Raw genomic sequence first — 23,749 nt, forward strand, 5'->3', positions numbered from 1 at the left:
ATTCTGTTTCCGCGCGTTCGTCTTCAACTCGACACAAACGTTATAAGGGATCACATGATGAGCGCGAAAGCCTCTAAGGATGCCAGGCACCTGCTGCTCAAGGAGTACAGAGCTGCCTTGTCCACGCATTCCAATTCCATGCCGGGATATCCGTTCGGTTCGGTTGTGCCTTACTGCCTGGATGATCTGGGTCGTCCATTGATACTGATCAGCCGCATCGCTCAGCACACTCGTAATCTGACGCTTGATCCCAGATGCTCGGTGCTGGTGGGCGAGCGGGGCGCCGAGGATGTGCAGGCGGTCGCTCGGGTGACGGTTCTGGCGCAGGCCGAAAAGCTCAGTGATCCTGATGCGATTGAGGCTGCAGCACGACGGTACTACCGGTTCTTCCCCGAGTCGCAGAGTTATCACATGGCTCACGATTTCGATTTCTGGGTGCTTGATCCTGTTCGCTTCCGGTACATCGGCGGCTTCGGCGCCATCCACTGGCTGGACGAGGTCGTGCTGGACAATCCGTTTGCCGGCAAGATCGAAACGGGCATGGTCGAGCATATGAACCAGGACCATGCCAAGGCCATTGCCCACTACGTCGAATTGTCGGGCCTGCCGCGAACCGAACCCGCGCAACTGGTCGGCATCGACAGCGAAGGCATGCACCTGCGTATCGCGAACAGCCTTTATTGGTTGGCATTCCGCGAGCCTTGTAATACACCGACACAAGTCCGTGAGGCCTTGGTCCAACTGGCTCACGCAGAAAAATGGCCGGTAATTGACGGGAAGCACGCTTGAATTAACGACTTTCTGACATCACATACGGTCTACTTGCAAGGCACCCTTGCGCTGAGGAACTGATTTGATGCGTGTTTTTTTGCTGATGTTCTTACTTTTTCCGGTACTCGAGCTGTTCATTCTGGTTCGGGTCGGCATGTCCATTGGTTTTCTCTGGACTTTCCTGCTGGTCCTGGCGACATCGATGCTGGGACTTTTCGTCATGCGCGTGGCGGGTTTCGCCACGGCTCTGCGTGCCCGTGAAAGCCTTTCCCGTGGTGAGCTGCCTGCCCAGCAGATGCTCGAAGGTCTGATGGTTGCAGTAGGCGGTGGCTTGCTGCTGTTGCCAGGCTTCATCAGTGACATTCTGGGCGTGATCTGCCTGCTGCCTGTGACTCGCCGGTTGCTGATCAGCAAGGTACGTCAACGCGCCGAGGCTCAGGCCATGCGCCAGCGCGCCTTCGCCGATGATCTGCAGAGCCGTGCCGACGAGCAAACGGCGAACGGCCGCACGCACGCAATTCACCAGCCCACCCGCGAGCCCGACGTGATCGAGGGCGAGTTCGAGCACCGGGACAAATAAACCCTTCAATACCTTCGCTGCGCGGCACCTTCGGGTGCCGCGCTCGTTTGCGGGCTTTGTCAGGCTGCAAAAATTTTCTTGCCCAAGCCTTGTAATAACCTTGCCCGCCCTTATGTATGGGTCACCGCAAGGTTTCTGGCCTGATTGCCAGACCGTATTCTGCGGTTCGCGCGTCGAACCGTAACCGGCAAGTCCGGAATTTATAACAGGCCGGTGCATTCACCGGACGCTCAACAACCATAATCAGGAGATCGACAATGAAGCTTCGTCCTCTGCATGACCGCGTCGTAATCCGTCGCAGCGAAGAAGAAACGAAAACTGCCGGCGGTATCGTTCTGCCAGGTTCGGCTGCCGAAAAGCCAAACCGTGGCGAGATCGTCGCTGTTGGTACCGGCCGCGTGCTGGACAACGGTGAAGTACGTGCGCTGGCCGTGAAAGTGGGTGACAAAGTGGTGTTTGGCCCTTATTCCGGCAGCAACACTGTGAAAGTAGACGGCGAAGACCTGCTGGTGATGAGCGAGAACGAGATTCTCGCTGTTATCGAAGGCTGAGTGCTCGCGCTGATTTCCGTTACTACAAAGTATTCAAGGAATAATGATCATGGCTGCTAAAGAAGTTAAATTCGGCGATTCTGGCCGCAAAAAAATGCTCGCCGGTGTAAACGTCCTGGCTGACGCAGTAAAAGCGACCCTGGGCCCGAAAGGCCGTAACGTCATCATCGAGAAGAGCTTCGGTGCTCCGCTGATCACCAAAGACGGTGTGTCGGTTGCCAAGGAAATCGAACTCAAAGACCGTTTCGAAAACATGGGCGCGCAACTGGTAAAAGACGTTGCTTCCCGTGCCAACGATGACGCGGGCGACGGTACTACCACCGCTACCGTACTGGCTCAGGCTATCGTCAACGAAGGCCTGAAAGCCGTCGCTGCCGGCATGAACCCGATGGACCTGAAACGCGGCATCGACAAGGCGACCATCGCCATCGTTGCTCAGCTCAAGTCGCTGTCCAAGCCATGCACCGATACCAAGGCAATTGCCCAGGTCGGTACCATCTCGGCGAACTCTGATCACTCCATCGGCGACATCATTGCCGAAGCCATGGAAAAAGTGACCAAAGACGGCGTCATCACCGTTGAAGAAGGTTCGGGTCTGGAAAACGAACTGTCTGTCGTTGAAGGCATGCAGTTTGACCGTGGTTACCTGTCCCCGTACTTCATCAACAAGCCGGACACCATGGTTGCCGAACTGGACAGCCCGCTGCTGCTGCTGGTTGACAAGAAGATCTCCAACATCCGCGAAATGCTGCCGGTTCTGGAAGCAGTCGCCAAGGCAGGTCGTCCACTGTTGATCGTTGCCGAAGACGTCGAAGGCGAAGCCCTGGCGACTCTGGTTGTGAACAACATGCGCGGTATCGTGAAGGTTGCAGCCGTCAAGGCTCCAGGTTTCGGCGACCGTCGCAAGGCCATGCTGCAGGACATCGCTGTTCTGACTGGCGGTACCGTTATCTCCGAAGAGATCGGTCTGAGCCTGGAAACCACTACCCTGGAACATTTGGGTAATGCCAAGCGCGTTGTGCTGAACAAAGAAAACACCACCATCATCGACGGTGCTGGCGTTAAAACCGACATCGACTCGCGCATCGCTCAGATCCGCCAGCAAATCGGTGACACCAGCTCCGACTACGACAAAGAGAAGCTGCAAGAGCGTCTGGCCAAGCTGTCCGGCGGTGTTGCGGTGATCAAGGTCGGTGCCGGCTCCGAAGTCGAAATGAAAGAGAAGAAAGCCCGCGTTGAAGACGCCCTGCACGCAACCCGCGCAGCCGTCGAAGAAGGCGTGGTGCCTGGCGGTGGCGTTGCTCTGGTTCGCTCCCTGCAGGCCATCGAAGGCCTGAAAGGCGACAACGCTGATCAGGACGTCGGTATCGCTCTGCTGCGTCGTGCTGTTGAAGCACCGCTGCGCCAGATCGTTGCCAACTCCGGCGACGAGCCAAGCGTTGTAGTCGACAAGGTCAAGCAGGGTTCGGGTAACTTCGGTTACAACGCTGCTTCTGGTGAATACGGCGACATGATCGAAATGGGTATCCTGGACCCGGCCAAGGTCACTCGCTCTGCTCTGCAGGCAGCGTCCTCGATCGCCAGCTTGATGATCACCACTGAAGCGATGATCGCTGACGTGCCTGAAGACAAGCCAGCAGGCGGCGGCATGCCGGACATGGGCGGCATGGGTGGTATGGGCGGCATGATGTAAGCCGGCTTTACCCCTCAAGCAACACCCATCATAAAAAACCCCGCCTTGTGCGGGGTTTTTTATAGCTGGTCTGCAGTCCGGCGTTAGCGCTGTCATGCTCTTTTAACGCGATAGTACGAAGCACCACCGAATCAGTGTCAGGACGAAGGAACCCCGGCGAAGCCGGGGCCGTAACTAGCGCGAAGGAGTTTGCTTACGGCGCTCCGTCAAAGTGGCGCAACCTGTGCCATTTGTGACACGCAGCGCCACGGGCCTAATGCCCACGCGAAACGGTGGGCATGATCAGTGTGAAGCCAGCTTTGGTATGACGAGGTGAAACGTCAGCGCGAGAGCTGAACTGCCGGTTCGCGGCGTTCAGGCCTGTACAGCACGAAGTAATAAACCCCCAGACATATCAACCAGCAGAACACCGCCGTCCACAGGTTGTGCGACAGAAAGTGCGCCCCCTGCAGCATACGACCCACCGAAAAGATCGATCCCAGCGTGAATGCCAGTATCAGCCCGGCTTTGGCCAGACGTGGCTTGCGGTCGCGAAACATGAAGAACAGGGCGAACAGAGTAAAACCGGTAGCCGCATGACCGCCTGGCCAGCAGCGACCGGGCTTGTCGGTTGCCGGTCGCGGGCTGAGCAGTTCGCTGTAGGTTTCCTGGCCGCCGAACTCGGTCAGGCTCCAGGGACACTGTACGGAGGTTGCGACCTTGAGCGGTGTCACGAAACCGGTAGCCAAGGCCATCGACAGCACCAGATACCCCAGTTCACGACGCCACGGCATCATGCGCTCGACCTTGAAGGACGCAGCGAAGCTGATCATCGCCAGTACTCCAATCGCCATCACCACCTGTTTGGCGCGATCATGCAGCACGTCTTCCAGAAAGTAGCTGTGCCTGCCGATGAACGCACCGGTCGCCGGATCGAAGGCGAGTCTGGCAAGGTCCATGTCCACTGTGGTCAGTTCCAGCAGAACCAGTATCAGAGCGGTGACGGCAGGTATGCCCAGGTATATCCAGAGGTTGAGCGGACGGGAGTACGGCGGGGAGGCGGCTTTCAATATGGCAAATCCGGTTCAGTGGAAGACGGGCCGCAGTCATGAATTGCGGCAATTTTGTTTCGGAGTGTGTCACGCGAGTTGTGAATTCTAGATGAAAAAATCGTTAGGCCATTTCGGCGCTGGCCCTGACGTCCACTTCGTCTTAAGCTGCGCCAGCCCAAATTGCATATGAGAGTGCTCCATGCGAATTCTTCTGGTTGAAGACAACCGCGACATCCTGGCAAACATGGCCGATTACCTGGGCATGAAAGGCTACACCGTCGATTGCGCACAGGATGGCCTCTCGGGACTGCATCTGGCTGCCACCGAACATTACGATTTGATCGTGCTGGACATCATGCTGCCCGGTATCGACGGTTACACCCTGTGCAAGCGCCTGCGTGAAGACGCTCGTCGTGATACGCCGGTGATCATGCTGACCGCACGTGACCAGCTCGACGACCGCCTGCAGGGCTTTCGCTCCGGCGCCGATGATTACCTGCTCAAGCCATTCGCCCTGTCCGAACTGGCGGCGCGCATAGAAGCTGTACTGCGTCGCGCCCAGGGCGGCGGGCGTCGCACCTTGCAGGTTTCCGATCTGATCTACGATCTCGACACGCTTGAGGTGACACGGGAAGGGCGGATGCTCAAGCTCAACCCGGTCGGTCTCAAGCTGCTCGCGGTCTTGATGCAGAAAAGCCCGCACGTGTTGCGTCGTGAAATTCTTGAAGAAGCGCTGTGGGGCGATGATTGCCCTGACAGCGACAGCCTGCGCAGTCACGTGCATCAGTTGCGTCAGGTGATCGACAAACCGTTTTCCAAGCCATTGCTGCAAACCGTACACGGTGTGGGCTACCGCTTGGCCGAGGGCCGGGATGGAGTTTAAACAGAGCCTTGCCCAGCGCATCATCATCGCGTTTGCCCTGATGAGCGCGCTGGTCGCCGGATCCTTTGCAATCGGCATTATTTCCACCGTTCACCTGGTCGAAGAGAAATTGATTTCCGCAGGTCTGGGCGGCGATCTCAACCGCCTCATGCTGATGGACAGCGTCAGCGACTGGAGCCATCGGCCCAAGCCTGACCAATTGTTCTACTTCACCAACGGCCCCGGCGACTTCGACCTGCCCAAGGACTTGCGTCATCTTGAACCCGGCTTTCACGAAGTATTTCGCGGGCCGCTGTCCTATCACGCGATGATCGAAGTGGTCGATGGCCGGCACTACGCCTTGCTGCAGGACCAGAGCGATTTCGAAGAGCGCGAGCGCGTGCTGTTCGCGGTGGTGCTGGTGGGCTTCGTACTCGCGTTGGCGCTGGCCGTCTTCCTGGGCTGGGTGCTTGCCCGACGCGTGATGGCGCCGGTTGTGCGGCTGGCCAGACAGGTCCGCCATCGTGACCAGTTGCTGGGCCTTGCGCCGCCTCTGGCGCCTGACTATGCCGCAGACGAAGTGGGTGAACTGGCCGTCGCCTTCGATGCCACGCTGGGGCGTCTGCGCCAGGCATTGATTCGCGAACGGATGTTCACCAGCGACGTGAGTCATGAGCTGCGTACGCCGTTGATGGTGCTGGCCAGCTCCTGCGAACTGTTGCTCGAAAACCCGGCACTTGATCAGCGTGCGCGCCGTCAGGTAGAGCGCATCGCTCGTGCCTGTGAAGAGATGCGTGATCTGGTCCAGACCTTCCTGATGCTCGCCCGCACGCAACGCGAGGATCCGGCCATGACGCCCAAGGCGACGCTGGTCGGCGTGGCTGAGCAACTGATCTCGCAATGGCGTGACCCGATAGAGGGCAAAGGACTCACGCTGACCTACAACCCGCCACCTGAAGGTCAGGTCTCCGAGATTCGCTACAACGCAACGTTCCTTCATGCCGTGATGGGCAATCTGCTGCGCAATGCCCTGCACTACACCGACCACGGTTTCATTACGCTGACACTGCAGTCCGAAAGTTTTGTCGTCGAAGACAGCGGTGTCGGTATCCCGGAAGAGAAACGCGAAGCCATGTTCGAACCCTTCGTGCGGGGTAACGAGCAGCGTGGCGAAGGCCTGGGGCTCGGCCTGTCGCTGGTTCAGCGTATCTGTGCCAACCAAGGGTGGAGCGTCAGCCTGACTCCGATGGAGCCCCACGGGTGCCGCTTCAAGGTTACGCTGGACATCGTCAAGCCGTAATGTCCGTCTGGACCCCTCGCGTGCAAGCCGCTCTCTGACCAGAGGCGGCGCACATGGCACGCAAGTACCTGTAAACTCTGGAAACATTTAGCCGGTCAATGTGACGTTTTTTTCACATTCAGATGACCTGACGATGACGGCAGCCTGACTAATTTGGCTGCCATTAACGTCAGGAGATGCTCTCATGAGCGACCGCATTGAACTTGAGTTTTCCCGTAAGTACGACAAGGACCACGCTCGCCAGTACCTGGAAAAACATCAGGACGGTCTATGGCGCAAGTTGTCTCACTATCGCGACGAACAATTGGCACGAAAGGCGCTGCATATGGTCGGAGATCCCGGTCTGGTACTGGATCTTCCCTGCGGGGCAGGTCGGTTCTGGCCCTTGCTGGCCGAAAAGCCCAATCGTTCCATCATTGGAGCGGACAACTCCGCCGACATGCTGCGAACCGCCTGTGAGTCTCAACCGGCTGATGTGGTGAAAAGGGTACGACCTTTGCAGACGTCTGCTTTTGCAATCGACCTGCCTGACAACGCTGTGGACAGCATCTTCTGTATGCGTCTGTTGCACCACGTCGGGCAATCGAGCGACCGGATGGCTCTGTTACGGGAGTTTCAGCGCGTTACCCGCGACAGTGTCATTGTCTCATTGTGGGTGGATGGCAATTTCAAGGCCTGGAGGCGCAGAAAACTCGAGAGCCAGCGTCACGAGAAAAATGGGCAGGAAAGTTACCAGAACCGTTTTGTGTTACCGGTCACTACCGCAGAAACCGAATTTGAAGAGGCAGGATTTCGCATTCAGAAGCGAATGGACTTCCTGCCGATGTACGCCATGTGGCGAGTCTATGTATTGCGTAAAAGGTGAATAGATGGGTCTGCAGTCCTTGAGGGAACCGGTTGTGAACCCGGAAAATAACGGGTTCAGTCACTTTTGGAGCCAGCGAGGCGAATGGGTTGAAGAGCCCAACGTGCGGCGTGGTGGCGAGAGCGGCGTACAACGGTTGGTCACGGACGATGGACAGACGCTCTACAGCAAACGGCAGACTGGCCATATCTACCGCAGCTGGTTGCATCCGTTTGGACGCCCGACCGTACTTCGCGAGCGTGATGCGCTTGAAGGTCTGAACAGGCTGGGCGTCGGTGTGCCGCAGATCGTGTTCTGCGGAGCCGAGCGCACCGAAAACGAATGGCGTGCGCTTCTGGTAACCGAGGCCCTCGAAGGATTCGAAGAGTTCGAAAAATGGCTTGCTGCAGGTGGTCGCGAGCAATACGGCGAACTGTTGTACGAGCAAATGCTGAGCGAAATCGGTAAAACGCTGGCACGCATGCATTTGGGGCGTTGGCAGCACAGCTGTCTTTATATCAAGCATATTTTTGTGCGTGTTACCGGCGAGGGCGCCCAGGCCAGAGCCGAGGTTGCACTGCTTGACCTGGAAAAGGGTCGTCGTCGCTGGACAGCCTACGGGGCCGCGCAGCATGACATGAAGCAACTCAGACGCCATTCGTCATTCAGTGCCGCAGACTGGCAGAAGTTGGTCTATTTTTACCAGGCGGCGTTTGGCAGCTCTATCAAAGGTTTAGAGTCATGAAGCTCGAAATGGCTAGAGGTTTGTTCGTGTTCGCGGCGTTGGCGACTGCAACAGTCGCCATGGCGGCGCTTGAACAACCGGGCACGAAGATCCTGAGTGCCCAGCACGGAGAAGGGCATTGTCCTTTGCCTCGTGCAATCAAGAGTCAAGTAGCAGTGAAGCCCGATCACGATCTGCTGCTCCTGATGTACAGCCTGGCACAGGGTACCGGTTCGAAAAATTGAAAACTCCTTTGACCTGAAAGGCCCCTTGTCGGGGCCTTTGTCGTTTGGCAAGGGGTCAATGTACGACAGGGCTGGCACGCTCTGCCCGTTTGTCAGGCACAGCCAGCAAGGTGTACACGCAAGGCAGGACGATAAGCGTGAACAGCGTGCCGACTGACATGCCGGTCGCGATAACCATACCGATGTCGAAACGGCTGACAGCTCCGGCGCCGGTTGCCAGTATCAGTGGCACCATTGCGAATACCATTGCCGCCGTTGTCATCAAGACCGGGCGCAGACGAATCGCTGCAGCTTCTTCCACGGCTTCCCTCGCCGACAGTCCCTGGTGCCGACGCAACTGGTTGGCGAACTCGACAATCAGAATGCCGTGCTTGCTGATCAGGCCGATCAAGGTCACCAGCCCGACCTGGGTATAGATGTTCATGCTCGATAACCCCAGAAACAGCGGGATCAAGGCCCCGCAGATCGACAGCGGGACCGTCACCAGAATCACCAGCGGGTCGCGGAAGCTTTCGAACTGCGCCGCCAGCACCAGAAAGATGATCGCCAGGGCCAGCGCGAACGTTATCCAAAGGGCACTGCCTTCCTGGACATACTGCCTGGATGCCCCCGCGTAGTCGTAAGCGAAACCTTCAGGCGCCTCTTCACTTGCAATCTGTCTGACGGTTTCGAGCGCCTCGCCCATGCTGACGATGGGAAAGCCCTGAATGATCGCCGAGTTGAGTTGCTGGAACTGATTCAACTGTCGCGGCCGTGCCCGGTCGCTGACGGTGATCAGGGTGGAAAGCGCCAATAACTGGCCCTCGCTGTTTCTGACGTAATAGTTGTTCAGCCACCCGGGATTGTCGCGGTAGGCACGTTCCACCTGGGCAATGACCTTATAGCTGCGTCCTTCGAGGGTGAAACGATTGATTTCCGCCTCGGCCAGCAAGGTTGCCAGCGTACCGCCCAGATCCTGCATGGACACGCCCATCTGCGCTGCCTTGGCTCGGTCGATATCCACAACCACTTCCGGTTTGTCGAAAGCCAGGTCGATGTCCATGAAGGCGAACTTGCCCGAATCGGTTGCGCGTTTTTTGATCCGTTCGGCAACCTCCAGCAGCGCCGGATAGTCGTTCGGTGTATTGATCACGAACTGAAACGGCAGCCCTTCGCCGGTTCCCGGTAGTGAAGGCAGGTTGAAGCCGAATATCTGCAGCCCGGGAATATCGGAGAGTCGGGCCTGCACCTCAGGCAGGATCTCCATCTGAGTGCGAGTCCGCTCGTTCCAGGGCTTGAGCAGGAACCCGCCCACGCCAGTCTGCACGCCATTGAAGCCGTTGATCTGGAACGATGAATAGTATTCGGGAAAGGCTTTGAACAGCGCCACGAACCGGTCGGTATAAGCGTTGATGTAATTCAGGTTGGTGGTCTGAGGCGATGTGGCCATCATGAAAATGATGCCTTGATCCTCGTCCGGTGCCAGCTCCGATTTGGTGAACATGAGCAGCACCGGAATCAGGCACAGCACGATGATCGCGAATACCACGACCACCGGACGGGTATTGAGCGTGGTATGCAGGATGCGTCGGTAGCGCACTTTGAGCCTTTCGAATACTTGATCGAGTCTGTGCGCCAGGCCGCTGGGGTTTTCTTCGCGGCGCAACAACATGGCGCACATCATGGGCGAGAGGGTGAGGGCAACGATGCCGGAAATGACCACCGCTCCTGCCAGGGTCAAGGCGAACTCCCTGAACAGCGCACCGGTCAGTCCTTCCAGAAAGCCGATCGGGGCGTATACGGCGGCCAGCGTGATGGTCATCGACATCACCGGCATAGCGATCTCTCTTGCGCCTTCAATGGCGGCCTCGAACGGCGTCCTCCCTCCCTCGATGTGCCGGTGGATGTTCTCGACCACCACAATCGCGTCGTCCACCACCAGACCGATCGCCAGCACCATTGCCAGCAACGTCAGCAGGTTGATCGAATAGCCCATCAACTGCATGAAGAACAGCACACCGATCATCGACAACGGAATGGTGACCACCGGGATCAGCACCGAGCGCAGCGCACCGAGGAACAGAAAGACCACCACGATCACGATCAGCACGGCTTCTAGGAGTGTTTTCACCACTTCATGAATCGACGCCTGGATGAACAGGGTCGCGTCGTAGGCGATGGACACCTTGAGGCTCGGCGGCAACTGGCTTTCCAACTCCGGCATGATGCGCCGCACTTCTTTGATGACATCCAGCGGGTTGGAACTCGGCGTGCCTTTGATGCCGATGTACACGGAGGGAATGCCATCGAACGAGCTGACGGTGTTGTAGTTCTCGGCGCCCATCTCTACCCGTGCCACGTCACCCAGCAACACACGGCTGTCGCCATTGGTTTTCAAGGGGATAGTGGCGAAGGCCTCGGCAGACTTCAGTTCGGTGGTGGCGTTGATGCTGGTAACCACGTATTCGCCCTTGATCTCGCCAGCCGCCGACAGAAAGTTGTAACGACGCACTGCATCGGTGACATCGGCGGCTGTCAGGCCGAAACCGGCAAGGCGCACCGGGTCCAGCCAGAGGCGCATCGCAAACACCTGATTACCCAGAATCTCCGCCTCGGCCATGCCCGGCAGTGTCGCCAGACGGGGTTGAATGACGCGTGACAGGTAGTCGGTGATCTGCGGATTGTTCAATTGTGAGCTGTAGAAACTGACGTACATCAGCGCCGACGCATCAGCCGCCTCTTTGCTCAACACAGGATCCTCGGCGTCCTGCGGCAGTTTGTTCTTGACCTCGTTGGCCTTGGCCAGCAACTCGGTGAACAGCCGGTCGCTGTCAGCCCCGATGCGTGCGTAGATAGAGATGATCGAGAAGTTCTGGCGACTGACCGAGGTCATGTAGTCGATGCCCTCGGCACTGGCCAGACTCTGCTGCAGCGGCTGGGTGATATAGCCCTGAATGGTTTCGGCGTTGGCGCCGGGATAGGCCGTCGTTACGGTGATCAGCGCATTTTCCATCTGCGGATACTGGCGGATGACCAGCTTGCTGTACGCCTGAATGCCCAGCAATACGATCAGCAGGCTGACAACGGTTGCAAGAACCGGGCGACGGATGAACGGGTCGGTAAAGGTCATGACAGTTCCCTGATCATTGCGCGCGCGTTGCCGGGGCTTTGTTGTCGACGGATTGTGTTGCGTCTGCGCTGATCGCGACATGAGCGCCGTTGTCCAGCTTCAACTGCCCGCCACTCACCACCTGGTCTCCCGCCTTGAGCCCTTCCTGTATCACCACCTTGCCGTCACGGCGCTCGCCGGTTTTGACAAAGCGACGCTCTACCGTCAGTTGTGTTTCGCCCTGGGCATTGGCTTCAGGCTTTCCTGTTTCTGTTTGTCTGGGCACCACCACGTAAACCGAATTGCCGTAGAGGGTGTAGGTGATCGCGCTTTCCGGGACCACGATCTGGCTGGGCGCGCTGGGCAGAATGACCTGAAGATCAACAAACATGCCGGGCAGCAGCCTACCGTCCGGGTTTGGCTGAGTGGCGCGAATCAGAACGTTGCGCGTGCTTTCGTCGACCTTGGGGTTGATCGCACTGATCGTGGCGTCGAACGACTGGCCGGGATAAGCAGGCACACTGACTTGCACCCGCTGCCCGACGGACAGCTTTGGCAGGGCCTGTTCAGGCACGTGGAAATCGACATAGAGGCTGCTCAAGTCCTGCAGGGTCGCGATGACGGTACCGCTGGCCAGATAGTCGCCGACATCCACCTGACGAATTCCGATGGTGCCGCTGAACGGCGCCAGAATCTGTTTCTTTGCCAGCGACGCCTTGAGCTGAGCCACTGTGGCGCTGGCCTTCTTCAATTGCGCTGCCAGCCTGTCGAAGTCGCCTCGGGAAATCGCCTGATCGCCGACCAGCCTGCTGCCGCGCCCGTACTCGACCTGTGCCAGCCCCTGGTCCGCTTCGGCGGTGCCAAGCAGCGCCCGTTCCACATCGCTGTCCAGTTGCAGCAGCGGCTGCCCGACGCGAACCTTCTGCCCGGACTCGAACAGCAGCGCCTTGACCGTGCCGGCGATCTCCAGGCTCAGGTCCACACCCTGTACGGCTTTCAAGGTACCGATGGCAGGGAGCCGACTTTGCCAAGGCAACTCGACAGCGATGGCCACCGCCACGCTGACAGGTGGCTTCGGCGTGCTGAACTGCTGAATCTGCCGGTAAATGGAAAACGCTTTGTAACCCGCGAGCGCAAGCACGACGAACAGCACAACGCCCAGCATTATCAACATGCGACGACGCAACATGCTTCACTTCCCTGGAATATTTGGAGCGCACAGGATCGTGAACTCGACCCGAATGGCAGCCTTTCAAATCTAGTTGCTAATGCAGCGTCTGGAAAAATATAAGTGTTCAAAGTCGTGAATTTCAGACCTTGGGGAAGTTTCTTACTTTTTTAAACGACTGTTCCGGCATAACGCCGGTTTCTCCTATGTCATCTTTCGCGGGATGTTTATCGAGTCATCAGAACTCGATCAATACGCCCAAGGGAAAATGGCATGGCCGGTATCTGGACGAAAATAGTGACTGCCTTGCAGGGCGGAGCAAACGAAGCGTCGAGTAGCGTGGTGGCCCGGCAAACGTTGCACATCCTCGACAAGGAAATCCGCAACGCCGAACAACACCTCGACGCCAGCCGTTCCAGCCTCGCAGGTCTGATGGCCAGGAATCTTCATGCAACGCGAAAGGTGGCTCAGGCGCGCGCACAGGTCGCCTCTCTGATTCTCGATGCCGAGGCAGCCCTGGAGGCTGATGATGAAGCTGCCGCCCTGGCAGTTGCATCACAGATTGGCCTGCTGGAAAAGCGGATGGAAGAGGATGCCTGTATTGCTCAAGGCTATGCCACTGCCGCCAGCAGCCTGAGCGCGAGTCTGCGCGTCAGTGAACAGAAGCTTTGGGCTCTCCGGCAGCAGGTCGAGATGGTGCGGACCACCGAGTTCGTGCAGCAGGCCCAAGGCGGCTGGACGGTATCCCACGAGGAGTCGGCCAGCAGGCTGCGAAGTGCCACCGATGCATTGAACGATCTCCAGCAACGTCAACTGGAGACGGAGGCCCGTCGGCAGGTTCAGGAGGAGTCGAGCCTTGCCGATGCCGATCTTGAACAGCGATTGCTGGACGCCGGGATCACCGTGGACAACTTCAGCGCGCAAACCGTATTGCAGCGAATCAAGACCAGTCGCCGGCAGCAGTGCGCCTGATTCGAAAGGATGTCGAGATGTACCATTTCATCGAAACAGCGTTGTCGTTCCCTGTGGTGATATTCAGCCTGTTGCTGGCAATAACCGTGTTCTATTGGCTGATGGTATGCCTGGGCGTTCTTGATGGCGGTTCGGCCGATATCGACATGCAGGCTGTATCGGCCCTCGACAGCGCCAGTGCGGAGTCGGGTAAAGGTCTGGTTGCCCGCCTCGGGCTCTCCGGGGTGCCTGCTTCCATCATCCTGACACTGATCAGTCTTTCCGGCTGGCTGATCAGCTACCTCGGCCACCTGCTTTTGATCGACCAGTTGTCACTGGGCTTTTTCTACTACCCCCTCGGATTTGTCAGTGGGCTGTTGGCCCTCGTGGCCGCTTCGATCTTTACGTTGGTCACCCTTCGCCTTTTCAAGCCTCTCGTCAGAAAGATCAGAGGGCCGGAGCCGACGCCGATTTGTGGACAGGTGGCGGTCGTTACCAGCCAGACCGTGACCGGCAAAAGTGGACGCGCGCTGATGAGCGATGGCGGTGCAGGACTGCTGCTTCAGGTTCGTACCTTCGGCACCCCCGAAATCAAACGCAATGACCGGGTGGTGCTTCTTCAATACCTCGCAGACGAGCATGCCTATCTCGTCGTCAGCGAGTCGGAATTCAAGGGCTGAGCCCGTTATGGAGTAATACAGCATGCTGGACATGGCCATGCCATTTCTCGTCATCCTCTGCGTCGCAATTCTTGCTTTGGTCGCTTTGGCACTATTGATCAAGACCTTTTACGTCAAGGTTCCCCAAGGCACGGCGTTGATTGTCAATGACCTGTCGAGTCGCCCCAAGGTCTATTTCACCGGCGCCATGGTGCTGCCCTATCTCTATTTCATGGAGAAAATGCAGATCAGTGTCATCACGCTGGAGATCGATCGAAAGGGCAAGGGCGGGCTTATCTGCCGGGACAACATGCGCGCCGATATCACCGTCGCTTTTTTCCTGCGGGTCAACGAAACCCGTGAAGATGTGCTCAAGGTGGCCAAGGCCATCGGCGTTCAGCGCGCCTCGGACAAGTCGGCCGTCAATGAGCTGTTCAACGCCAAGTTTTCCGAAGCACTGAAGACCGTCGGCAAACAATTCGATTTTGTTGAACTGTTCGAGGATCGCGTCCGTTTTCGCGATGAGATCGTCAATGTGATAGGTCAGGATCTGTCCGGATACGTGCTCGAGGACGTGGCCATCGACTTCCTTGAGCAAACGCCCAAGGTGGACCTCGACCGTGACAACATTCTCGATGCCGAGGGCATTCGGAAGATTACCGAACTGACTTCCGTCCACAACGTTATCACCAACGAGCTGGAACGTGATCAGGCGCTGAAGATTCAGAAGAAGAACGTCGAAACCATCGAAGCAAGTCTGGCGCTGGAGCGTCAGGAAGCCGATGCCCAGGCGCGGCAGAAACGCGAAATCGCATCGGTGATCGCCCGTGAGGAAGCCGAGACGCTCAAGATCCAGTCCGAAGAGCATTTGCGTGCCGAGGAAGCACGCATCGCCGCCGCGCAGCGGATTGATGTCGCTGCGGTCAATCATCAGCGTGAAGTGGATGTCGCGAACCAGAACAGCGAGCGCGTCGTCATGCTCGAGAAGGAAACCGTCATTCGCGCCCAGGCTCTGGCGCAGGTCGATCGCGAGCGCGAAGTGTCGCTGAGCCGAATCGAGCGGGATCGTCAGCTTGAAGAAAAGCGGGGGGAGATCGCCAGCGTCACTCGCGAACGCGTCATCGTCGAGAAGACCGTCGCCCAGGAAGAAGAGGCCATCACAACGTTACGTATGGTCGCCGATGCGGACCGCAAGAAAACCGTGGTCGTCACTGAAGCCCAGGCGCAGGCCGAGCGCGATCTGGTGTGTCTGGTCAAACAGGCCGAAGCGGATACGGTAGTGTCGGAATACCGCGCCAAGGAACTGGTGACACTGGCCGATGCCGATTTGCGCAAGGCCGAACGCGAATCGCAGGCTGCGATCAAGCGCGCCGAAGGTGTACGTGCCGAGAAGGCTGCGTCCGGACTGGCAGAGGCCGAGGTCCGCATGCAGATCGCAGAAGCCGCCGAGCGCGAAGGGCAGGCCGAAGCGCTGGTGCTGAAGCAGCGTCTGTTGTCTCAGGCAGAAGGTGATCGTGCCGTTGGTGAGTCCGATGCCGAGGTCCGGATACAGATCGCTGAAGCCATCGAGCGTGAGGGCTTGGCGGAAGCAGCCGTATTGAAGCAGCGTCTGTTGTCCCAGGCCGAGGGCGACAAGGCCATCGGCGAGTCCAGGGCAGCGACCATACAGGACGTCGGGGCTGCCGAAGCCGAGGTTCTTCAGAAGCGTTTCGAGGCCGAAGCGGCGGGTCTGACCGAGAAGTTCGAAGCAATGCAGAAATTGACGGGCGGTGCCCGCGAGCACGAAGAGTTCCGTCTGGCTCTGCAGAACCAGCTCGACATCACCATGGCAGGCATCGCGGCCAACGAGAAGATTGCCGAGCAACAGGCCGAGGTGCTGTCCGCTGCCATGAGCAAGGCCAGCATCCAGTTCGTGGGCGGAGGAGATAACGGCGTATTCGATGCCTTCGTGAAATCCCTCTCGGTTGGCAAAGCCATCGAAGGTTTGAATCAGAGCAGTCCGCTTGCCGCTCAGGTTATTCAGACCGGGCTCGGGATGCTTTCCAGAGTGGCCGCTGAAAGATCTTCCGACCGCCGCCCCGACGCTCAGTAATGCCCATCCCACCGCCCGGTTCAATTGCCGGGCGCGTCTTCATGACCTGCCCATCCGGATTGACCCATGTCCCAAGATCAGCTTGAAAACCCGACTCAGGAAGCGTCGAACACGGCGGTCACTGAAAGCGGGGCCTATGAGGTATTGCTCAAACGCTTGCAAGAGCAGGGTAACAGCCTGTCTCGACAGGTAGACACGCTCAACGCCCAAAGGCTTGAAGAGTTCGGGTGCAGCTCGATGGAAGTATTGGGACGAGCTCGGTTGCGCACGGAAAACAACTGCATTCCAAGGGGCATCGTGCGTGTCGGTCCCGACCTCTTGTTCGGCTACAACGTGTCGCTCGGGCTCAATGTGGCAGCCCGAACCGAGGATGTGTTTGCGCTGTTCCGTCTGAGCGAGGGCGAGCAGGGTTATGAGACCCACTCTGTCGATCCGGACGGCACCTGGTTGGCCGACCCGGTGTTTCGCAAGGATTTCGAAGAGCTTTATACCTATTACCGAGATGCCCGGCTGTTGGAACTCTCAGTCTCTGAAAACCGGTTGCTGGCCATTTTTCAATTCGGCGAACGTCTCACGGATATCCGGGTTTTCCGCTGGGCGATGAGCGCGTCGGGCAACGAGGTACGCTACCTCGATAATCGTGGGGAGCGCGATATCGTCAACGTGCCACCTTACGATTTTGAATGGACTCAGGCAGGGCGTGAAATGATCGTCAATGATCAGATGCCCCGAATTGTTATCCTGGACAGCATCCATATCCATCTGGACAACGGCGAACTGATTGTCAGGGGCGCAAGCCCGTCAGAAGCAGGGCTTGAGCTGTACCGTGAGGGGCTGGCGGAAAAAAACCAGTCGCTGCCTGATTTACAGGTAGCCTTCGCCAGACTGGGCAACCTGATCCTTTTGAGTGTCCGGCCTTACAAGGAAGAGCAGTGCCGCTATCTGGTCTGTAATCTGAAGACGCTTGCGCTGACCCGGATCGATGCGATTGGTCTGGCGTGTCAGCGGCTTCCCGACGATCACGGCATTGTATTTCCCGGAGGGCTCTATCTTCAGAGTGGTGAGCACAGGCTGTTCGAATCTGCGATGCAGGGCATGCTTTTCAAGCGTCTGCTGCGCTCGCCCAACGGTGAGGATTTTCTGTACATCTTTCATGATGCGGTTGAGGGGCGTTCGGCCCTGTTCACTTACAACACCATCCGACGTCAGTTGCTGACGCCCGTATTCGGTCATGGTCACGCGCACCTCGAAGATGGGCGCATGGTGATTTTTTCGGCTGAGGTCGAACCTGCCCGCAACCATCCTGTGCAGGTATGGCAGACCCCTTTCTTCACCGAGGATCATGCAACCGGTCAGCCGTCGAGCCATTCGTTTCTCGGTCGGATCGGCAATGCCGAACTGGTCCGCGGCATTTCCGATCTGTATGACCTTGCCAGAGAATCTCTTGCTGCCAGCGCCACTGCCACCCGTTTCAGCGCACTGGCACGGCAGGTCGCGCTTATGTTCGACAAGTATCACTGGTTGATCCACGAAAGCACGGCTTCGCTGGCAGCGACACTGCGCAGTATTGCGGATACCGGCAGCTCGATTGCTGATGAGTTCGAGAAAGTCGAGCACCTGCGGGCTCACTCCACCCGCTTGATGCAGGAGGCGCGACAGCGTCACGTTTCGCTCGCCAGCCAATTGCGCCTGAGTCGTTGCGAGGATATCCAGGGTTTTGTCGACCGACTGGATTCGATCACCGGCTTGCGCGGCCATCTCGTGACCCTCAAGGAACAACGCTACATCGATCTGCCCGCCATCGAAGAGATGGAGCAGAGTCTGCTGGCCGAGTTTGGACGGACCGCTGGCGATGCTGCCGATTTCATGTGTCAGGCCGAAGCTCTCTTGCCCTATAGCCTGCAACTGGACGAACTTGATCGTCAGGTTCAGGCTGCGTCATCGGTATTCGAACTGGAGCCGCCACTGGAAAGCCTTGCAAGAATGGCGACCGCGCTGGACCTGTTGTCAGGGCTTGCGAGCTCGCTGGGCATTGAGGATGCAACGCAGCGTACCGGCATTATCGAGTCCATCTCGAACGTGTATGCGCGCATGAATCAGTCCATGGCACATGCGGGGGCCCGTCGCAGGGCGCTGGTCTCGTTCGAGTCCACTGCGCAATTCGCTGCGCAGTTTCAGCTGATTGGCCAAAGCCTCACCCACGCCCTGTCGCTGGCTGACAGTCCCCAGGCATGTGATGAGCAACTGGCGAAATTGCTGATTCAACTGGACGAACTGGAAAGCCGCTTTGGTGAGCATGAGTCTTTTCTGAACGATGTCATGGGCAAGCGTGATGAGGTACTGGAGGCGTTCGAACAGCACCGACAGACGCTGATCAATGCCCGGCAGCGTCAGGCGCAAGGGCTGTATGAGGCGGCCAGTCGTATTCTGGACAGCCTGCCGCGCCGTCTTTCGGGGTGTCTGGACATCGACAGACTGAACAGTTTTTTCAGCACTGACCCGCAGGTGCTCAAGCTGCGCGAGCTTTCCGATCGTCTGCGAACCCTTGAGGACAGTGTCAAGTCTGACGACATCGAAGCACGCCTCAAGGCTGCGCGCGATCAGGCCGTAAGGGGGCAGCGGGACAAGGCCGATCTGTTCGATGCCAGCGGTAAGCTCTTGAAGTTGGGAGCCAGACATCTGTTCAGTATCAACACCCAGGCACTGGATTTGACCCTTTTGCCCCGAGACGGGCATCTCTGGTTGCATATCACCGGCACTGATTTTTATGAGCGGCTCGAAGACGAGGTCATTGAGTCGTTTCGCTCCTGCTTTCAAGCCAGCCTGGAGTCCGAGTCCGACAGCGTCTATCGAAGCGAATACCTCGCCGGAGAGGTGCTTGAGGCTGCGGCGCAGTCGGGTATCGACCTGTCGCAGATGACGTTTGAGCAACTGCAGCATCACGTCCGTCAATTCTGCACACCGCTCTACAAACAAGGCTATGTGAAAGGCGTTCATGATCACGACGCAGCATTGATACTCCAGCAGGTGATGCCGTGCATGGCTGCGGCCGGTCTGTTGCATTTCAGCCCATCGGCAAGAGCGTTCGCGTTGATTGCCTGGCACCTGCCGGGAACATTCGAAGCCAGAATGATGGACTTGCAGCGCCGTGCCCGGTCCTGTTCAACGGTTCTCAGGTTGTTCAATCACCCGGATGGCATGATCGAAGTTCGCAGGGAGATGGCGCTGACGCTCGAGTCGTTCGCGATGGCCACAGGCCTGACGGTTTCGCCCCAGGTCGTGTCGGAAAGCGCCGAGTACCTTGCGCAGGTTCTGACCCAGGACCGCCCTGTTTTTGAAATCAGCGGGCATGGCTGGGACATTCTCGGTTCTCTGGAACAGCGTCTGGAGGCCGGCGAGTGTGGAGCGGAACTGGCCGATACGGTGCAGGCAATGGCAAACGACCTTCGAGCGCAATGGTCGCTCATCGGGCACTGGGTGATGGGCGTCTGTCACGGCTCCAGACAGGAAGCGCTTGCCCACTTTGCGCCGGAAGCGACAGCCTTGCTGTTACTGCGCTTCGCTGGCAAACCGACGCTACGGGTCAACACGTTTGGTTTGAACGTACAGGTTGACGGTCTTCTGGGAGAGCATCCGACACTCGACGCGGGTTCCCTTGCATTCTCGCTGGATGATTTCTTCACGCGCCTGCGCACGCACCGTGAGGTGTTCATACCTCGGATGCACCGTTATCAGTCATGGCGCCAATCGGTCCTGCATCATGAGCGCGAGGTATTGCGCATCAACGACCTGCAGGCGCGCCCGCTGACCTCCTTCGTTCGCAATCAGCTGATCAACGATGTTTACCTGCCGCTGATCGCCGACAATCTGGCCAAGCAGATAGGGACCTCCGGAGAGGGCAAGCGCAGTGATTTGATGGGGCTGCTGATGCTCATTTCTCCGCCCGGTTACGGCAAGACCTCATTGATCGAATACGTTGCATTTCAATTGGGCATGGCGCTGGTCAAGATCAACGGGCCTGCGTTGGGCCATCGCACGAGGTCTCTGGATCCTGCGCAGGCGGTGGACGGGCCTGCGCGCATGGAGCTTGAAAAACTCAATCTGGCGCTTGAAATGGCCAACAACGTCTGCCTGCTGATCGATGATATCCAGCACCTTTCACCCGAGTTTCTTCAGAAATTCATTTCGTTGTGTGATGGTTCCCGGCGCATCGAAAGCGTCTGGAAAGGTCAGACCCGAACCTGTGACCTGCGTGGCAAGAAGTTTTGCATCGTAATGGCGGGTAACCCTTACACGGAATCGGGCGAGCTGTTCAGGATCCCCGATATGCTGGTCAACCGCGCCGATGTCTACAACCTCGGTGAGGTATCGGGCGGCAACGAAAACACTTTTGCCTTGAGTTATCTCGAAAACTGTATGACTTCCAATCCGGTCCTGGCCCCTCTGGCCAATCGAGATATGCAGGACTTTTACCTGTTGGCCGGGAATGCCCAGGGAAAGGCATTCAGCACCGGCGATCTGAGCCATGAGTACAGTGGTGCAGAAATCACCGAACTGACTGAAACAATCCGCCGCCTGATGACGATCCGGGAGGTGTTGTTGCGCGTCAACGCGGCTTACATCGACAGTGCCTCTCAAGCGGATGAGTACCGAACAGAACCACCGTTTCGTCTTCAGGGCAGTTATCGCAACATGAACAGGCTGGCGGAGAAAGTATCGGCGGTCATGAACGATGCCGAGATCAACCAGTTGGTTTCAGATCATTACCGTGGCGAGTCACAACTGCTCACCCAGGGTGCCGAGGAAAACCTTCTCAAGCTGAACGAGCTGTGCGGACGGCTGACCGAAGAGCAATTCACTCGCTGGGAAGCGATCAAGCAGGCGTTCGTTCGCAAGCAGCGCATGGGAGGTGATGACAAGGATGTCGGCAACCGAATCGTCGCCCAGCTCAGCGATGCCGTTGAAGGCATCCGGGCCATTGCCGATCAGGGGCGCTGCGCTTAGACCAGGTGCAAATGGTTGTCCCAGAAACCGGTTGGCAGGTCCAGTGGCTTGGCCAGCAGTTCCGCTGTGCGGCAATCGTAGAAGCGGCAGCGGCCCTGGCCTGAGGTCACGACAAAGCCGTCAGCCACAGCACCGACGCCGGCACAGTCGGGCAACGGCGCGTCGAGCTTCACGGCGCCGCTGTCCAGGTCCCAGATAAAGAACCGATTGCCTCTAGGCGCGGTGAGTGCGACCAGACGCAGGTCGCTGTGTAACGCGACGCTGGCGGTGTAGTGATTCATGGCGCGCAGTTGCTCTTCTGCGACCGGAAATGGCTGGAACGGCTGTCCTGGGCGCTTGATAGCCAGCAGTTCGGACAACTCGTGTGAGTCCCCCATGAATTGCTGTCCGGAAACAATGGTGCCGTCGCTGGCGATACCCATGTGTCGCACGCTGTTCATCTGCTGAGCGAGGGTTTCCTTGCTCAGCAGTGTGCCGTCGCGCTGCATGATCACAAGACTGGGTTGCATTGCATTGAGGTTCATCTCGACGCGGCTTTCCGCTTCGGTACGAATGCCACCATTGGCGACCACGAGGGTTTCGCCGTCCGGCATCCATGACACCTGATGCGGACCGATCCCGTGAGTGGGGATCTCTGCCGAATGCACCAGTCGTTCATCGACGAATCGATACACCCCCAACAGCCCGCGACCCGGATCGCGGGTATCGTTTTCGGTGGCGTATAACCATTCACCGTCGCGGTGGATGACAGCATGTCCATAGAAATGCCGATCAGGTCGAGAGGTGATGGTCTGCAGCAGGCTCCCGTCGCGCAGGTCGAGCAGGTAGCTTTCGGTACCCGGTCGACGGGCAATGAACACCGCCAACGGCAGGGAAGGGTGATTGATGATGTCGTGGCAGCGCTGGCCGACCTGAGTGGCGAACACCTGCGTACCGTCCAGTCGATAACCGACGGCGAAATGCCGGCCTTCTGCATCGTCACGGGCAGACAACAGCAGCGGCCCCTGATCCTTCTGCTTGAACAGGGTCCAACCACCAAGCGTAAAAGCGCTGAGCAACAGACTGCCAACGGCCAGGACCTGACGTCGGAACATCACTTTATCCTCTCAATCAATCGCCGTCGTTGGCGTTGAAACCCAACTGAATGCCCAACGCCTTGGCCAGTTCGCCTTCGTGCAGACGATGGACCACGTTCAGGCTGTCGTAGAACGCATTGAGTTGCTGGCGTCCGGCTTCGGTCGCCAGCAAGTCAGCCAGTGGCGGCTTGAGTTCTGTCAGCAATTTGCGGCTGGCAGCGTAAGCCGCATCGATTTTGTCAGCCAGCGGTTTCTGCTCGGCGGGCAACAGGCTGCGCAGGCCTTTATTGTCGACCCCAGCCCACACGGCTTCGGCGCTCGCCAGACTGGCTTCAAGGCTGCTGAGCGACGCTTTACTGCGCCATGCATCGGCCTGGAATGGCTGCGGCTGGCCCTTGCTTTGACGACCCAGTGGCGTACCGAGCTTTTTCTTCAGGCTGTCCAGCGCCGTCACCTGGACCCGCAGCAGTTCGGCAATGGCTTCATGAGAGTCGGCGTAACGCTGATTCGGGAACTTGCTGAGCTGCGCAAGCATGCCGTCGTTGCTGTTCCAGCGGCTGAGAATTTCTTCAGCCAGGGTTTTCTGACGATCACCAATGGCCATCAGCAGTGGGCAGTAACGGGCCTTCTGTTCGGCGTTGGCCATGTCGATTTCAGCGTCGAACAGAATGTATTCGTAAGCGGACAAGCCCTGGACCACAACACTGGCCTTGGACAGCTCTTCGGCATTGATCTGCGGCTGGGCGGTGACCAGTTGCTCGACCTGACGTCCGACCAGATTCTTCTTGTCCGGCCAGAACTGCACCTGCCATGCGCGATTGCCCTCGGCCAGCGGGCCAATCAGCAACGGTTGCAATTCAGCCCAGGTTTTCTGCGCCTTAAGGAAATCGGCACGTGCCGTTGCCAGATCAGTCTTGCCCTGACAGAACGCCAGTGCACTGCTTGCCAATTGACGGTCGGCATCCACCCAGCGGCTGTAGGTCGGCAGAATCACCTGTTTGGCAATGGCGGCAGACGTGACGGCCTGAGGGTCGGATGGCGAACAGGCACCCAAGGCGAGCGCCGCAAGGCTGGTCAGCAACAACTTGGGTCGGAACATGTCCGGCTCCT

18 protein-coding genes are annotated in these 23,749 nt (G+C 58.1%); 13 read left to right on the forward strand and 5 right to left on the reverse strand.

All coding sequences use genetic code 11. The annotated features are described in order from the left end of the window. Positions 1 to 57 precede the first annotated feature (57 nt). From JTJ32_RS13660 to groL, 4 genes are all read left to right on the forward strand, one after another. The gene (locus JTJ32_RS13660) at positions 58 to 789 is read left to right on the forward strand and encodes a HugZ family pyridoxamine 5'-phosphate oxidase (RefSeq protein ID WP_210042352.1); all 732 of its coding nucleotides are present in this window, start codon (positions 58 to 60) and stop codon (positions 787 to 789) included. A 67-nt stretch (positions 790 to 856) separates the two neighbouring features. Further along, positions 857 to 1,351: an FxsA family protein gene (locus tag JTJ32_RS13665; RefSeq protein ID WP_184321152.1), complete on the forward strand. Its 495-nt coding sequence runs from the start codon at positions 857 to 859 to the stop codon at positions 1,349 to 1,351. Between the two features lie 257 nt (positions 1,352 to 1,608). Then, entirely contained in the window at positions 1,609 to 1,902 is a 294-nt protein-coding gene (locus JTJ32_RS13670; protein WP_004881479.1) for a co-chaperone GroES, read from the forward strand. Between the two features lie 49 nt (positions 1,903 to 1,951). Next, entirely contained in the window at positions 1,952 to 3,595 is a 1,644-nt protein-coding gene (groL, locus tag JTJ32_RS13675; protein ID WP_099226279.1) for a chaperonin GroEL, read from the forward strand. A 320-nt stretch (positions 3,596 to 3,915) separates the two neighbouring features. On the opposite strand, the gene JTJ32_RS13680 is transcribed toward groL, so the two are convergent. Then, on the reverse strand, positions 3,916 to 4,647 hold the full coding sequence (locus tag JTJ32_RS13680) for a phosphatase PAP2 family protein (protein ID WP_210042504.1): 732 nt from the start codon (positions 4,645 to 4,647) through the stop codon (positions 3,916 to 3,918). Between the two features lie 178 nt (positions 4,648 to 4,825). Between JTJ32_RS13680 and colR the strand changes: the two genes are divergently transcribed. From colR to JTJ32_RS13705, 5 genes are all read left to right on the forward strand, one after another. After that, positions 4,826 to 5,509 (forward strand): two-component system response regulator ColR, encoded by a 684-nt coding sequence (colR, locus tag JTJ32_RS13685; RefSeq protein ID WP_004881475.1) that lies wholly within the window; start codon positions 4,826 to 4,828, stop codon positions 5,507 to 5,509. Beyond that, a complete protein-coding gene (locus JTJ32_RS13690) occupies positions 5,499 to 6,788 on the forward strand; it encodes a sensor histidine kinase (protein WP_099226277.1) in 1,290 nt (429 codons plus the stop codon). Before colR ends, JTJ32_RS13690 begins: the two co-directional genes overlap by 11 nt. Positions 6,789 to 6,972: 184 nt before the next feature. Next, positions 6,973 to 7,653 carry a class I SAM-dependent methyltransferase gene (locus tag JTJ32_RS13695; protein WP_099226276.1) on the forward strand — a complete coding sequence of 227 codons (681 nt, stop codon included), beginning with the start codon at positions 6,973 to 6,975 and terminating at the stop codon, positions 7,651 to 7,653. Between the two features lie 4 nt (positions 7,654 to 7,657). Continuing rightward, a complete protein-coding gene (locus JTJ32_RS13700) occupies positions 7,658 to 8,377 on the forward strand; it encodes a lipopolysaccharide kinase InaA family protein (protein ID WP_210042354.1) in 720 nt (239 codons plus the stop codon). Continuing rightward, complete coding sequence (locus tag JTJ32_RS13705) at positions 8,374 to 8,601, forward strand: hypothetical protein (protein ID WP_099226274.1); 228 nt, start codon at positions 8,374 to 8,376, stop codon at positions 8,599 to 8,601. Before JTJ32_RS13700 ends, JTJ32_RS13705 begins: the two co-directional genes overlap by 4 nt. Before the next feature lie 55 nt (positions 8,602 to 8,656). Here JTJ32_RS13705 and JTJ32_RS13710 read toward each other — a convergent pair whose 3' ends face one another. Next, a complete protein-coding gene (locus JTJ32_RS13710; RefSeq protein ID WP_210042356.1) occupies positions 8,657 to 11,710 on the reverse strand; it encodes a multidrug efflux RND transporter permease subunit in 3,054 nt (1,017 codons plus the stop codon). A 13-nt stretch (positions 11,711 to 11,723) separates the two neighbouring features. Next, the gene (locus JTJ32_RS13715; RefSeq protein WP_210042358.1) at positions 11,724 to 12,878 is read right to left on the reverse strand and encodes an efflux RND transporter periplasmic adaptor subunit; all 1,155 of its coding nucleotides are present in this window, start codon (positions 12,876 to 12,878) and stop codon (positions 11,724 to 11,726) included. 252 nt (positions 12,879 to 13,130) lie between these two features. Here JTJ32_RS13715 and JTJ32_RS13720 point away from each other — a divergent pair, with 252 nt between their 5' ends. The 4 genes from JTJ32_RS13720 to JTJ32_RS13735 all read left to right on the forward strand — a co-directional run bounded on the left by JTJ32_RS13720 (position 13,131) and on the right by JTJ32_RS13735 (position 21,563). After that, positions 13,131 to 13,829 (forward strand): PspA/IM30 family protein, encoded by a 699-nt coding sequence (locus tag JTJ32_RS13720; protein WP_184321144.1) that lies wholly within the window; start codon positions 13,131 to 13,133, stop codon positions 13,827 to 13,829. 17 nt (positions 13,830 to 13,846) lie between these two features. Further along, positions 13,847 to 14,488 (forward strand): hypothetical protein, encoded by a 642-nt coding sequence (locus JTJ32_RS13725; RefSeq protein ID WP_210042360.1) that lies wholly within the window; start codon positions 13,847 to 13,849, stop codon positions 14,486 to 14,488. A gap of 22 nt (positions 14,489 to 14,510) precedes the next feature. Next, on the forward strand, positions 14,511 to 16,559 hold the full coding sequence (locus tag JTJ32_RS13730) for a flotillin family protein (protein ID WP_210042362.1): 2,049 nt from the start codon (positions 14,511 to 14,513) through the stop codon (positions 16,557 to 16,559). A gap of 66 nt (positions 16,560 to 16,625) precedes the next feature. Then, positions 16,626 to 21,563 (forward strand): DNA repair ATPase, encoded by a 4,938-nt coding sequence (locus JTJ32_RS13735; protein WP_210042364.1) that lies wholly within the window; start codon positions 16,626 to 16,628, stop codon positions 21,561 to 21,563. Here JTJ32_RS13735 and JTJ32_RS13740 read toward each other — a convergent pair. Next, positions 21,560 to 22,657, reverse strand: coding sequence for a DUF1513 domain-containing protein (locus JTJ32_RS13740; protein WP_210042365.1), 1,098 nt, complete (start codon positions 22,655 to 22,657; stop codon positions 21,560 to 21,562). The two genes, JTJ32_RS13735 and JTJ32_RS13740, sit on opposite strands and share 4 nt — an antisense overlap. Positions 22,658 to 22,673: 16 nt before the next feature. Then, positions 22,674 to 23,738 (reverse strand): imelysin family protein, encoded by a 1,065-nt coding sequence (locus tag JTJ32_RS13745; RefSeq protein ID WP_099226266.1) that lies wholly within the window; start codon positions 23,736 to 23,738, stop codon positions 22,674 to 22,676. Positions 23,739 to 23,749 lie beyond the last annotated feature (11 nt).

Source organism: Pseudomonas alliivorans (assembly GCF_017826695.1).
Taxonomy (GTDB): domain Bacteria; phylum Pseudomonadota; class Gammaproteobacteria; order Pseudomonadales; family Pseudomonadaceae; genus Aquipseudomonas; species Aquipseudomonas alliivorans.

What these genes read in the sequence shown, in the direction of transcription:
- JTJ32_RS13670 (WP_004881479.1), top strand. Translation starts at nt 1,609, where the DNA reads ATGAAGCTTCGTCCTCTGCATGACCGCGTCGTAATCCGTCGCAGCGAA.
- JTJ32_RS13710 (WP_210042356.1), bottom strand. Translation starts at nt 11,710, where the DNA reads ATGACCTTTACCGACCCGTTCATCCGTCGCCCGGTTCTTGCAACCGTT.
- JTJ32_RS13665 (WP_184321152.1), top strand. Translation starts at nt 857, where the DNA reads ATGCGTGTTTTTTTGCTGATGTTCTTACTTTTTCCGGTACTCGAGCTG.
- JTJ32_RS13695 (WP_099226276.1), top strand. Translation starts at nt 6,973, where the DNA reads ATGAGCGACCGCATTGAACTTGAGTTTTCCCGTAAGTACGACAAGGAC.
- JTJ32_RS13745 (WP_099226266.1), bottom strand. Translation starts at nt 23,738, where the DNA reads ATGTTCCGACCCAAGTTGTTGCTGACCAGCCTTGCGGCGCTCGCCTTG.
- JTJ32_RS13705 (WP_099226274.1), top strand. Translation starts at nt 8,374, where the DNA reads ATGAAGCTCGAAATGGCTAGAGGTTTGTTCGTGTTCGCGGCGTTGGCG.
- JTJ32_RS13715 (WP_210042358.1), bottom strand. Translation starts at nt 12,878, where the DNA reads ATGTTGCGTCGTCGCATGTTGATAATGCTGGGCGTTGTGCTGTTCGTC.
- JTJ32_RS13735 (WP_210042364.1), top strand. Translation starts at nt 16,626, where the DNA reads ATGTCCCAAGATCAGCTTGAAAACCCGACTCAGGAAGCGTCGAACACG.
- JTJ32_RS13720 (WP_184321144.1), top strand. Translation starts at nt 13,131, where the DNA reads ATGGCCGGTATCTGGACGAAAATAGTGACTGCCTTGCAGGGCGGAGCA.
- groL (WP_099226279.1), top strand. Translation starts at nt 1,952, where the DNA reads ATGGCTGCTAAAGAAGTTAAATTCGGCGATTCTGGCCGCAAAAAAATG.
- JTJ32_RS13700 (WP_210042354.1), top strand. Translation starts at nt 7,658, where the DNA reads ATGGGTCTGCAGTCCTTGAGGGAACCGGTTGTGAACCCGGAAAATAAC.
- JTJ32_RS13740 (WP_210042365.1), bottom strand. Translation starts at nt 22,657, where the DNA reads ATGTTCCGACGTCAGGTCCTGGCCGTTGGCAGTCTGTTGCTCAGCGCT.
- JTJ32_RS13730 (WP_210042362.1), top strand. Translation starts at nt 14,511, where the DNA reads ATGCTGGACATGGCCATGCCATTTCTCGTCATCCTCTGCGTCGCAATT.
- JTJ32_RS13690 (WP_099226277.1), top strand. Translation starts at nt 5,499, where the DNA reads ATGGAGTTTAAACAGAGCCTTGCCCAGCGCATCATCATCGCGTTTGCC.
- colR (WP_004881475.1), top strand. Translation starts at nt 4,826, where the DNA reads ATGCGAATTCTTCTGGTTGAAGACAACCGCGACATCCTGGCAAACATG.
- JTJ32_RS13725 (WP_210042360.1), top strand. Translation starts at nt 13,847, where the DNA reads ATGTACCATTTCATCGAAACAGCGTTGTCGTTCCCTGTGGTGATATTC.
- JTJ32_RS13660 (WP_210042352.1), top strand. Translation starts at nt 58, where the DNA reads ATGAGCGCGAAAGCCTCTAAGGATGCCAGGCACCTGCTGCTCAAGGAG.